Here is a 10,405-nt window from a genome sequence, read left to right as displayed (position 1 = left end):
AGTTTCCTCTTCGATACGGTAGGCTTTCAACATCTACAAGCTCAATACGAGCCCAGGAATATTGCCTCTGCCAAAGTTCTCGCTAAAGCCGGCTTTGCAATCGAAGGCGAAGTCTGGCGCACCATCGGCCCAGATTCTAGGCGCCTCTTACAACGTGGCCTATCGAAAAAGGCTTGGCAACTGCAACACCCCAAACATTAAACCGCAAAAAAGCCCGCCACATGTGGCAGGCTTTCTACAGTGATGTTATTTGACGGCAGTGGCAGAAATTTCCACGTTCACGCCTTTGGGTAAGGCGCAAACTTCAAAGCAGCAGCGGGAAGGGTAAGGTTCAGCGAAGAATTTGCCGTAAGCCTCATTGACCGCCGCAAAATCCCCGAGATCCGTGACAAAAATTTGGCAGTTCACGACATCCGTCATGCTTAGGCCCGCTTCTTCTAAAATGAATTGAATATTTTTCAGCGCCTGCGTGGTTTGCGCACTGGCTTCCTCAGGAAATTCGCCGGTTTCTTGGTCAATCGGCAATTGGCCAGAAATGTAGAGAGTATCGCCACCCCAAACAGCTTGGGAGTAGGGACCCACTGCGGCGGGGGCTTTATCGGTGTGAATCGCTTGTTTCATGTTCATGCTCCTTTCGATAAGTTTAGTATAGCATGACATCGCTGTCTTGTCCTAGAAAAAGGAGGGCCCATGCAAAAATTATTCAACATGATTAAAATGCTCCTCTTGGGTGGGGTCTTGCTCGTCGCCTGCCAATCGCCAATGATGGATACGCCAGCGGTAGACACAGCCCCACCCAAGAGTAGCACCCCGGCCCCGGCTCAGGAGAAAAAGACGCTAACGGTCAGCTATGGACAGGCCTATTCCAGCCCGGAAGAAGTCGGCACCTACCTTCTGACCTATAAGGAATTGCCGCCTAACTACCTGACCAAGCAAGAAGCCAAGGCCTTAGGTTGGCGGGCAGAGGAGGGCAATTTATGGGAGGTCACGGAGCAGATGAGTATTGGGGGCGATCCTTTTGGAAATTTCGAAGGCCAACTGCCCAAGGGCCACTACCGGGAAGCGGATGTGAATTACCAGGGGGGCTTTCGCGGGCCAGAACGTTTAATTTATTCCACCGATTTTTCCCTCTACTATACCCCCGACCACTACCAGCATTTTATCCCTTGGGACGAGTTCATGAAGCAACAGGAGGAGAATCATGATTAATGTTTGGGACTTAGATATTTGCCTTTCGGATGAGAAGAAATTCTACGCTATTTTAAATCAGCAGCTGCCCATTCACACTCTCTACGCCCATAATTTGGACGCCGCCTATGATGCGCTGACCAGCCTGCGAGAACCCTTGATCCTCCTGCCTCCCCTGCAAATGCCCGAGACGGGCCCAGAAAATTCCTGGCCAGCCCGCTGCCTGCTCATGTTGAGGAGGGCCGTTCAGGATAATGCCGCCCTCCAGTGGGGACGGCGCTGGCACATTTAAGGACTTAGTGTAAAATTATGCTCGGTAAGACTTGAAAAATAAAAAAAGGACATCTATCTTTAAGTTGATCAAAAAAAAGAAAGAAGATGTCCTCATGAATGATATTATCACAGATATTCTAAAAAAGACGGAAAATTGCTCATCTTTAGGTGACTTTGAAGATATTGTTTATCCGATATTAAGCAATTTTTGCTGTGAATGTCTTGCAGCGGTTTTCACTCAACTTGATCAGCAATTAATTCAAAGATACCAAGCCGAAGGCTGGAAAATTGCTCGCTATGAACCACGCACACTATGTTTTATGTTTGGTGCCGTCACTTTTAGACGCTGTCGGATGAAAAAAGAAGGTCACTCTAGCTTTCTTCCCCTAGATTTGTGTTTAGGACTAGAAGCAAGAAGTCATCTTTCTTCTCAGGTCAAAGAAAAAATTGCCCAGCTTTGTACGAAGCAAACTTTTCGTGCGACTGCAGAAGCCTTCAATGCTTTAATGCCTTTTAGTATTTCGCATCAGACCGCACATCATATTGTTCAAGAAATTGGGCAAAAAATTTTAAGCTTTGAGAATAAAAAAGCAGAAGAGAAGGAACTGGCTTACTCTCAAAAACGATCCGTTCCTTTTCTGTACATTGAAGGGGATGGTGTGCTGATCACTAAGAAGAAGAAAAAAGGGAAAAGGACAAAACATCTTCAACTACACCGTGTGACCCTCTATGAAGGCGTCGATCGATCCACTTCGCGGCATCAACTTATTCAAGCTCATTATTTTTCTTCTGTTCAATCTAGTGCAGCCCTTCGAGAAAAAGTTAGCCGATTTCTTAAATCCTACTATGATTTACATCAAACGATTGTGATTTCTAATTCGGATGGTGGCAGTGGTTATACGGAGGAAGATTTTAACGAGATGATTGGGGTATGCCTTCGGCATGAACATTTCTGCGATAAATTTCATGTCATTCAAAAAATCAGAACGCGCCTATTTTTTGATCATAAAATACGTCAATTGGTCATTAAAAAAGTGAAGGCTTATGATTTCGAAGGAGTTCAAGTTACTTTGGAGACCTGTGAAAGTCGCTGGCACCATCATCAGGAGTTTTTGGCTGAAATTGAAGCTCTAAGAGCTTATCTTCAAAGGAATTGGTTACTCATTAAACCAGCAGAGCAGCGAGGCTTACCAAACCATTTTTCCGGTGGCGTTTGTGAAGCAGGCCATCGGCTTTATACTTATCGCATGAAAAAGCAAGGACGAAATTGGACCCGTCAAGGCGCAGCAGCAATGGCTGCCATTATCACCGCTCAATCTAATCATTGTTTTGAAGAAGCTGTTCGATCAGATATTGAAGCTAATACAAGCCCATTTATACCCGAATATCCAGGGATTGTTAGGGCAATACTATGTCACAGGCCGCAACAAAGTTCTTGTGGTGCCCATCAGGGCACGATTCCAAGTGAAGTGTCAAGCAGTATGGTCGGGAAATTATACCATACATTTTGTTAGCTGCTTCGCCAAAAGACACGGAGTGCGTGCTAAAGACCTGCGTTAGCAGTGTTAGCAGGCCGTCCGTATATCTGGCTCTCGGAGTGCCGATAGGGTGAGCGTAGCGAGGCCTATCCAACGACATAGAGCCAGAATAGGACGGTCAGGCGTAAGCTTCTATGAAGCGTAAGCCGGTGCCACTGCTTTTCAACGCAGCGTCCTTTAGCACAAAAACGAAGTGACTTTTGAATAATTAGATACGAGATAGAGTTCTTTATGATTGACCGAGCATTGCTTGACACTAACATTTAAGGATTATGCCTTGACAGCTTTCAGAAATTAGGGTAAATTAGATGATGTGGTTTTTAATGCACCATACATTGGGGTATCGCCAAGTGGTAAGGCAACAGACTTTGACTCTGTTATGCGTTGGTTCGAATCCAGCTACCCCAGTTGCTGCCAGGCTTGCCTGGCTTTTTTTATGGCTGCCGGGCGCCCTTCATGCGTCGTCGATCCTCAATATCCTGGCAAACGGTCTGGAAATATAGGTAGCGACGGACGCATTTTTTGCGTTCAGGACTCAACTGTTGAAAAAGGTGGCCTATTTCTTCTTCCCCACCAGGATGCGGGTAGAAAGCTTGAATCGGCAATTTTAAGCTCTGAGCGATTTGCCCCAGCCGCTCCACCGTGGGCGTCCGCAGGCCTCGTTCGTAATGGCAAATACACGCCTTGCTCACCCCACACCTTTTTCCTAATTCTGCCTGACTAAAACCTTGCGCCAAGCGTTTTGCTTTAATCGTTTGACCGATAAGATGTCTCGCCAATAGACTTGCTCCTTTCCATTTGTGGGCCAAGTAGTATCGGGCCCTCTAGAGGGTCATACACCAAGGCTTACAGCGTTCACTTCTGGGGCGAAAATTTCTCCTGACTTCGAGCCCTAATGTTTGCATGTCAGCACTTTATCCATTAAGATATGGTTATTAGAGATCAGACAGAAGACTGGCTTGCCCAGTTGAAAGCCAAATTTAAAAGTAAGTGAGGGATTATTCATGGGAGGCTTTAGGCGTTTTCTACAAATCGTCGTATTATTGTTATTTTTGGTCGCCTTAGTTCTCGCTGCTGGAATTTTCTATCCGATTCCTTACCTGTCCCAGTTTGTTTGGACGCAGGTGCTGGTGGATTGGACCATGCGGCTGGTGCTATTGGTCGTCTTAGGGCTCATCGCTCTGTATGCCATCTTTTTATTCTTCCGCAGCTGCTTTGCGCGGACCAGTTATCCAGAAGTTAAGATTGGGGGTTCGCGAGGGGATGTTAATTTTTCCAAGCAAGCCGTAGCAGCCATTGCCGAACAAGCTGTGCAGGTGTTACCCCATCTCTATGACCCCGAGGCATCGGTCACTTTCCTCAAAAATGCGGAAGAGACGGTTGTAGAAGTCCAAGCGGGTGTGCATGATGTCAGTGACGTCGTGCAATTGGCCCAAGTGGTACAAACCCAGGTCATCGGTGGGGTGAAGGAAACTCTAGGCGTTGATATCCAGCAAGTGAACGTGCATTTAACGCACATGAATCCGGAACATATTCATCAGTCCGAACGCTTTGTTCGTCAAAAAACATCGCGGGTACAATAGGTCAGGAGGTCTCCAATGGAAAAAGAACAGATCAAACAGTTAGCCAAAAAATACCAAGGGCGCATCCTTGGGCTCCTATTAGGCTTTATCTTTGCGGTACTTTGGGTGACAATTGGCTTCGCCAAAGCCTTAGCCGTCCTCATCATTATGGGGCTTGCCTATGTGATTGGGGCTTATTTCGATGGTGATTTAGACATCGACAGCTGGCTGGCCTTCTTCAATATTCGTTAAGGCTTAATCCTTTGAAATTGCTTTTAAATTTGGTAGTATGGGCGTAAGACCTATTGGAGTAAAAAGGAGAGATATTATGGCAGAGAAACAAAATGAACATGTCCAACACGAAAATGAATTAACTTATGCGGACAAGGTATTGGCTAAAATTGCCTACTATGCCGTATCCAATATTGATGGTATTTTAGACCTGAAAGGTGGCGTCACCAGCGGCTTGAAAGGTTTCTTCTCAAGCAGTGGCGAAGACGACACCAAAGGGGTAAATGCGGAAGTCGGCAAAAAAGAAGTCGCCCTAGATCTGGAAGTGATCGGCGAATTTGGCAAAGACCTGGTGAAAGCCTTCGACGAAACGGTGAAGCAGGTGAAGGCCGATGTGGAAGAAATGACCGGTCTTAAAGTCGTCGAAGTGAACATGAATGTGGTGGAAGTTTACACGCGAAGCGAATACCAACAAAAACAATCTGACGACGAACGTGAAGCCAAAGCCCGTGAACGGGAATACACGGATAACCGTGGTGGCGCCCGCGTGCAATAGACGCAATAGACTCGACCATGGCAGGCAGGGGCTTGGGCTCCTGCCTTTTTATTGGGAGGAATTTTATGTGGAAGTATGTCATTATTGGCCCCGTGCGCCTCTATCAAAAATGCCTCTCGCCCCTCTTGCCGGCTTCCTGCCGCTACGTGCCTACTTGCTCTAATTATATGCTACAAGCGGTAGAAAAACACGGCCTCTTGAAGGGCACCCTCATGGGCCTGGCCCGCCTCCTGCGCTGCCAGCCCCTTGCCCGCGGTGGCTTTGATCCCGTACCGGAGCATTTTAGCTTGCGACGCAACACCCAGCCCACCGACGAGCAGCTAGAGGCCTTTGCCCGTTACTTGCTAGAACATGAGAACGATTAAGGGATTCCTTAAACTTCTTTGGTGCTTTCCTACTGAATTCTTCCCGAGCAAGTCATAAGTTCCCAGTAGACTATAACACATGGACCACTTTGGCCCATAAACTTTCCATTTCTTTCCCACCAACGAGCCACCTGACCAGCAGGTGGTTTTTTCTTCCCTGGCTTTAGGTTTATGAAATCTTAGGTTTTTCTAGGGAAAAGCAGGCAAAAAAGTCTTGGTTTCTTCATAATTCCGCGCTAGTATATAAGCATACCCAATCCACAGGGCAACCCGCCCTGTAAATTTCTTCATATCTTTCTCCTCCCATAGAAAGATGAAAAGCCATGAGCCCCTTTGCTCATGGCTTTTTTGTGTGCAGAGGAGAATAAGGAATTGCTTGGGGTGGAAATAACTCGAACCAATCGGTGGATAGGGAGAACCAGAGGGCCGTTCCGTTAGCTGTTTTGTTCCATGAGTGGTTTTTTAGGGCAAGTTTTTGCGATATGAATTCAGTAAAGTGTGAAAAATCAACACAATTAATACAAGAAATATTCTGAAAAATGAAGCAATTATTGTTTTCAATTAGAAATAATAAGAGCAACCACTTGCCAGCAATAAAGGTCTAAAACGCTGGTATAAAAGCAATATAACTTAAAAATGATATATTAGCCAAGGCTAATAAATACAAAGAATGAATATAAACAAGGTGAATATGAGCAAAATAAGCGTTTACATCGGGGGGGGTAAGATTATTTGCGATTTTTTGGGATATTTGTTGAATAATTTTTATTTCCATTTTAAAATAGATCTACTTACTGAGTATAAGTTTAAAGATTCAGACGCTAGGTGACATTCGCTAATGAGGGAAGGGAGAAGTGAAGGGCGTCAAACATTAAAGTGATGGGACAAAATGTGTATCAAAATACGATCAATAGGAGGAACAAACGTGTTTAGTCGAAATAATCAGCAAATGCGGCTGCGGAAGAGCCAAAACACGCAAAAGCGTGATTTCTTCTCCATCCGGAAATTAAATATTGGGGTCGTCTCGGCCATGATTGGGTCTAGCTTCCTCTTCCTCTCGAGCCATGCCGTGTCGGCTGCCGAGCAGGAATTAGCAGAGGCGGAGGCCGAACGCATTGAAAGGGTCGCCCCCAAGTCGAGCGGTCTCACGGCAGAGGACGTCTACCAAGAACTACAAAAAACCACTGTGGAAGAAATCGAAAAAACTGCTAGCATCAGCCTCACCAAGCCCCAGGCGGAAGCAGCGACTGACGATACGGCGGAAAGCCAAACGACAGCAGCGGAGTCCGAGGCTTCTGTGCGTTCAAAAAGCAGTGCGCCTAACCTTGAAAACGATCACGTAAACACCAGCTCCAGCCAGCCTGGCCCAGCAGCCAGTCAAGCGGCGGCGGTTAAGCATGCGGCTGCCGTCGAACGTTTGCAAAAAGCCGGTGAAGCCCCTGCGGTCAATACGACGCGCATGGCCATGGCACTCCAGGGGGCGAAAAAATTAGACCTGACGGCGGATTGGCTGCGGGACTTTGGCAAGGCCGCGCGGGAAGCCCAACCGGATTTAACCGAGGACGAATTAAACGGCCTTGTTCATACCTATGCTGCCAATGCCACCCTCGCCCTGGTGCAAAGCGACCATAAACTAATCAACGACCCCAACATCCAGGGCCACTCATTAATTGAACCCAACTGGAACGACAAGGAACAAGATTCCAGCCAAGACAGTCTTTTTTGGAAATTAAATCCTAACCAGGAAGTTTTAAAATCTAGTATGGTTGCTGAGCCAATTTCCAACTGGTCCATCCGCTACGAGGGCCACCACCTTTCCCCCGAGGGACAAACGGTAATAGATATTACTCACAATATGTTTACTCGTGCTACAACATCAGTATGGAAATACTTTAATTACTATTTTGCTCCAGATTTTTATGAAATGATCGACTGGACTAGATCTCACTTTTTAAATTGGAAAAATGAAGAAGTTAGATTCGTTAGTCTTTCTGAACAAGGAAGTACAGTAAAATCAGTTGATTTATTTAATATTCGTGGGGCGTTAGATATGACGTCATCCATCACCACTTCTCCATTATCTCTTTACTTGAAAAAGGGTTATTCGATGGCTGACCTAGCTAAAGTTAATCGAACTATCCAAGTAAGACTAACCAGTGCTGATTCAACCAAAGTTTATGGAATCATCACAGATAGTAGTGGTCTAGCTGAGGTTAACTCTTATGAATCCTTTACTCAGTCTACCTCTATTCCCGCAACAGATGCAGTAGACATGCGTTATGGAACACTTCCTGGGTTAGAAAACTGGAACAACGTTACAACAATAGATACTCGTCATCAAATTTTTACTCCCCAAAGTATGCGTCGTTTGATGCAGCTAACGGAACCTTTAATATCTTAACTAAATTTTCCAAAGGGAAAACAGATGGAAATAGTAAATGGGGTAATGATGATTATCTATTAGGATTCCGCCATGCCATATCTAAAAAGCTTTTAGACGCTCTTGTTGAAGATGAACGTGGCTTTATTGGATATGTAGGTGCAGCTACAAATTCTGGTAATAGCAGTATTACTCAATCAAGTGATAATTTTTATGGTATTTCCAAAAATGAATATAATATAGTAGGAGATATGGCCTACTTAAATATCCTTCCCCAAGGCTTTACCTCAAATAAAGATACCACAACAACAGGAAATGCTACCTATGTGGGTGGAGGATATACAGAAATTGTTGATAAATCATGGACAGCGGTAACTGGATCTGCCTTTACTTTAATTAAATACAATGTTGATACAGCCATTGCCCATAAGTTCTTTGGTGAAGGCCAACATACTATTCCTATCAATGTTCACTCGGCAGTAATAGCAGAAAACAGAGATGGCACAGAAGTAGCAGAATTTGAAACTGACAAAGATGTTACCATAGGTAGGAACGGTCAATTAAAATTAACTTTAGAAAAAGATCCAGGCAATAAAGTCTGATATGCTCCCCCTAAAGTAGACACTTAAAAAAGTAAAACTACTTAGGGGGAATTTTTATGCGTTCAAATTGTAAACACTCGGTTGAGGAGCTCGAACGATATATTGATAAGTACCTTAAAAAAGGGATAAGCTATCAAAAATTGTGTCAGTATCATGGTTTAAGATTGTCTCATTCTGTTTTTTATGACAAGGTCTTAAAATATCAAATCCATGGTCGCCAAGGCATCCAATCCCATGTCAAGAATAATAACTATAGTAAGGACTTTAAACTGGCTGTTGTGAATGAGCACCTTGTTGAAGGCGTTCCAATTAAACAATTAGCTCGAAGATATAATATCCCATCACATTCCACTGTTAGAAATTGGTTGATGAAGTATACTAGAGGGGAAGCAGTCAAAAGTTATTCTCCTAACCCCGAGGTGTATACGATGAAAAGCAGAAAAACGACTCATGCAGAAAAAATTAAAATTGTTAAAGACTGTCTGGCCAACGGCCTATCTTATAAAGAAACAGCTGAGAAATATCAAGTCTCCTACCATAATGTTTACTCCTGGGTCCAAAAATATCAACAACATGGGCCAGACGGCTTGTTTGATGGCCGAGGTCGTGGAAAACCTGCGGCGATCCAAACAGAAACTGAAAAAATACGCGCAAAATATGCAGCCTTGAAAGCTCGCAATGAATACTTAGAAACAGAGAATGCAGCCTTAAAAAAGTTAAAAGAAGTGGAAAGAGAGTTGATGTTACGCGAACACAGTATGAAGCAGATTTTCAAACGGTCCAAAAACTCCAGCAAGAAGGATACCGAGTAACTCACTTATGTGAGGCTCTAGGCCTTAGTCGTTCAAGCTACTATAAATGGCGAAACCGAAAGCCAACAGCTTCTGAAAAGCGTCTGAGGCAACTGATCAAATGGATTATTTCTGTTTATAAAGAACATCAGGGGGTTTATGGCTATCGTCGCATTACGATCTATTTAAATCATTTTCTTAACGCCAAAGTCAATCACAAATGCGTGCAACGCTTGATGCAACTGTTAGACTTAAAAGCGGTGATCCGTCGTAAACGTTACCGTTATAAGCCACATCTTCCCTCCCATGAGGCCGAAAATATTTTGAATAGAGAATTTCAAAAGGAATATCCGCCCATGGAAGTCTTATTAACAGATGTTACCGAGTTTAAATATGGCTTTGGCGCAAAAGCTTACCTCAGTGCGATTCTCGACTATGGGGCTAAGAAAATTGTGGCATTCCAACTTTCTAAGCATAATAATAACGAATTAGTCCGGCAGACCATCGGTCAAATTAAGGCTCGTATGAAACCCAAGCAAACTCTTATTCATAGTGATCGTGGCTTTCAATATACCTCACACTTCTTCAAAAATTTTGTGGACAAGCATCAGGTGATTCAGAGTATGTCGAGAGCTGGAAAATGTATTGACAATGGCCCTATGGAAGCCTTCTTTGGGACTATTAAGGAAGAAATGTATCGCTTAAAGGCTTATCAAACCTTTGAGGAGTTAGCGTCTGATATTAACCAATATATTGACTTCTACAATACCAAGCGCGTCACACTGCGAATGGGCTTAAGGATCCCATCAAAAAACCATGTATGATAAAATATCATACATGGCAAAAACAAATATTTTATTTATTTACCTGTCTACTTGACAGGGGTCAGTTCAGTCACAGGTATAGGAGCTTATAATAA

Annotated in this window: 14 protein-coding genes, 1 tRNA gene and 1 pseudogene (1 of these 16 cut by a window edge); 13 read left to right on the top strand and 3 right to left on the bottom strand. The window is 44.2% G+C overall.

What is annotated here, in order from left to right:
- On the top strand, positions 1–201 hold the final stretch of the coding sequence (locus WF803_RS03895; protein WP_489611803.1) for a GNAT family N-acetyltransferase. The gene continues 357 nt to the left of window position 1, outside the view; the window shows 201 of its 558 coding nt (coding positions 358–558); the start codon falls outside the window, past its left edge; the stop codon is at positions 199–201.
- Between the two features lie 45 nt (positions 202–246).
- Here WF803_RS03895 and WF803_RS03890 read toward each other — a convergent pair whose 3' ends face one another.
- Positions 247–621, bottom strand: coding sequence for a RidA family protein (locus WF803_RS03890; RefSeq protein ID WP_489611802.1), 375 nt, complete (start codon positions 619–621; stop codon positions 247–249).
- Between the two features lie 69 nt (positions 622–690).
- On the opposite strand from WF803_RS03890, the gene WF803_RS03885 reads away from it, so the two are divergent.
- From WF803_RS03885 to WF803_RS03870, 4 genes are all read left to right on the top strand, one after another.
- Positions 691–1,209 carry a ribonuclease domain-containing protein gene (locus WF803_RS03885; protein WP_489611801.1) on the top strand — a complete coding sequence of 173 codons (519 nt, stop codon included), beginning with the start codon at positions 691–693 and terminating at the stop codon, positions 1,207–1,209.
- Positions 1,202–1,480 carry a hypothetical protein gene (locus WF803_RS03880; protein WP_489611800.1) on the top strand — a complete coding sequence of 93 codons (279 nt, stop codon included), beginning with the start codon at positions 1,202–1,204 and terminating at the stop codon, positions 1,478–1,480. The genes WF803_RS03885 and WF803_RS03880 overlap by 8 nt, the downstream gene beginning before the upstream one ends.
- A gap of 64 nt (positions 1,481–1,544) precedes the next feature.
- The gene (locus WF803_RS03875) at positions 1,545–2,975 is read left to right on the top strand and encodes an ISLre2 family transposase (protein ID WP_489610821.1); all 1,431 of its coding nucleotides are present in this window, start codon (positions 1,545–1,547) and stop codon (positions 2,973–2,975) included.
- A gap of 360 nt (positions 2,976–3,335) precedes the next feature.
- Positions 3,336–3,407: transfer RNA gene (locus tag WF803_RS03870), tRNA-Gln, on the top strand.
- A gap of 26 nt (positions 3,408–3,433) precedes the next feature.
- On the opposite strand, the gene WF803_RS03865 is transcribed toward WF803_RS03870, so the two are convergent.
- Entirely contained in the window at positions 3,434–3,778 is a 345-nt protein-coding gene (locus WF803_RS03865) for a helix-turn-helix domain-containing protein (RefSeq protein WP_489611799.1), read from the bottom strand.
- Positions 3,779–4,003: 225 nt separating this feature from the next.
- On the opposite strand from WF803_RS03865, the gene amaP reads away from it, so the two are divergent.
- The 4 genes from amaP to yidD all read left to right on the top strand — a co-directional run bounded on the left by amaP (position 4,004) and on the right by yidD (position 5,713).
- Positions 4,004–4,582, top strand: a complete 579-nt coding sequence (gene amaP / locus WF803_RS03860) for an alkaline shock response membrane anchor protein AmaP (protein ID WP_489611798.1) — start codon at positions 4,004–4,006, stop codon at positions 4,580–4,582.
- Between the two features lie 15 nt (positions 4,583–4,597).
- Entirely contained in the window at positions 4,598–4,813 is a 216-nt protein-coding gene (locus WF803_RS03855; RefSeq protein WP_489611797.1) for a DUF2273 domain-containing protein, read from the top strand.
- Between the two features lie 76 nt (positions 4,814–4,889).
- A complete protein-coding gene (locus tag WF803_RS03850) occupies positions 4,890–5,348 on the top strand; it encodes an Asp23/Gls24 family envelope stress response protein (RefSeq protein ID WP_489611796.1) in 459 nt (152 codons plus the stop codon).
- 65 nt (positions 5,349–5,413) lie between these two features.
- Positions 5,414–5,713 (top strand): membrane protein insertion efficiency factor YidD, encoded by a 300-nt coding sequence (gene yidD / locus WF803_RS03845; protein ID WP_489611795.1) that lies wholly within the window; start codon positions 5,414–5,416, stop codon positions 5,711–5,713.
- Here yidD and WF803_RS03840 read toward each other — a convergent pair.
- Positions 5,693–5,833, bottom strand: coding sequence for a hypothetical protein (locus WF803_RS03840; RefSeq protein WP_489611794.1), 141 nt, complete (start codon positions 5,831–5,833; stop codon positions 5,693–5,695). The genes yidD and WF803_RS03840 overlap by 21 nt on opposite strands.
- Positions 5,834–6,638: 805 nt before the next feature.
- Between WF803_RS03840 and WF803_RS03835 the strand changes: the two genes are divergently transcribed.
- The 4 genes and pseudogenes from WF803_RS03835 to WF803_RS03820 all read left to right on the top strand — a co-directional run bounded on the left by WF803_RS03835 (position 6,639) and on the right by WF803_RS03820 (position 10,310).
- Positions 6,639–8,114, top strand: coding sequence for a YSIRK-type signal peptide-containing protein (locus tag WF803_RS03835; RefSeq protein ID WP_489611793.1), 1,476 nt, complete (start codon positions 6,639–6,641; stop codon positions 8,112–8,114).
- Positions 8,115–8,344: 230 nt separating this feature from the next.
- The gene (locus tag WF803_RS03830) at positions 8,345–8,695 is read left to right on the top strand and encodes a hypothetical protein (RefSeq protein WP_489611792.1); all 351 of its coding nucleotides are present in this window, start codon (positions 8,345–8,347) and stop codon (positions 8,693–8,695) included.
- Positions 8,696–8,751: 56 nt separating this feature from the next.
- Positions 8,752–9,345 (top strand): annotated as a pseudogene (locus WF803_RS03825) (transposase); the annotation flags it as partial.
- A gap of 32 nt (positions 9,346–9,377) precedes the next feature.
- Positions 9,378–10,310: an IS3 family transposase gene (locus WF803_RS03820; protein ID WP_489611886.1), complete on the top strand. Its 933-nt coding sequence runs from the start codon at positions 9,378–9,380 to the stop codon at positions 10,308–10,310.
- Positions 10,311–10,405 lie beyond the last annotated feature (95 nt).

Source organism: Aerococcus sp. BD502 (assembly GCF_057919555.1).
The sequence above is the reverse complement of the archived record's forward strand: the minus strand, read 5'-3'. Positions and strand labels throughout refer to the sequence as shown.

Coding starts and splice junctions, on each gene's coding strand:
- WF803_RS03890 (WP_489611802.1), bottom strand. CDS start 621: ATGAAACAAGCGATTCACACCGATAAAGCCCCCGCCGCAGTGGGTCCC.
- WF803_RS03885 (WP_489611801.1), top strand. CDS start 691: ATGCAAAAATTATTCAACATGATTAAAATGCTCCTCTTGGGTGGGGTC.
- WF803_RS03880 (WP_489611800.1), top strand. CDS start 1,202: ATGATTAATGTTTGGGACTTAGATATTTGCCTTTCGGATGAGAAGAAA.
- amaP (WP_489611798.1), top strand. CDS start 4,004: ATGGGAGGCTTTAGGCGTTTTCTACAAATCGTCGTATTATTGTTATTT.
- WF803_RS03855 (WP_489611797.1), top strand. CDS start 4,598: ATGGAAAAAGAACAGATCAAACAGTTAGCCAAAAAATACCAAGGGCGC.
- WF803_RS03850 (WP_489611796.1), top strand. CDS start 4,890: ATGGCAGAGAAACAAAATGAACATGTCCAACACGAAAATGAATTAACT.
- yidD (WP_489611795.1), top strand. CDS start 5,414: ATGTGGAAGTATGTCATTATTGGCCCCGTGCGCCTCTATCAAAAATGC.
- WF803_RS03830 (WP_489611792.1), top strand. CDS start 8,345: ATGGCCTACTTAAATATCCTTCCCCAAGGCTTTACCTCAAATAAAGAT.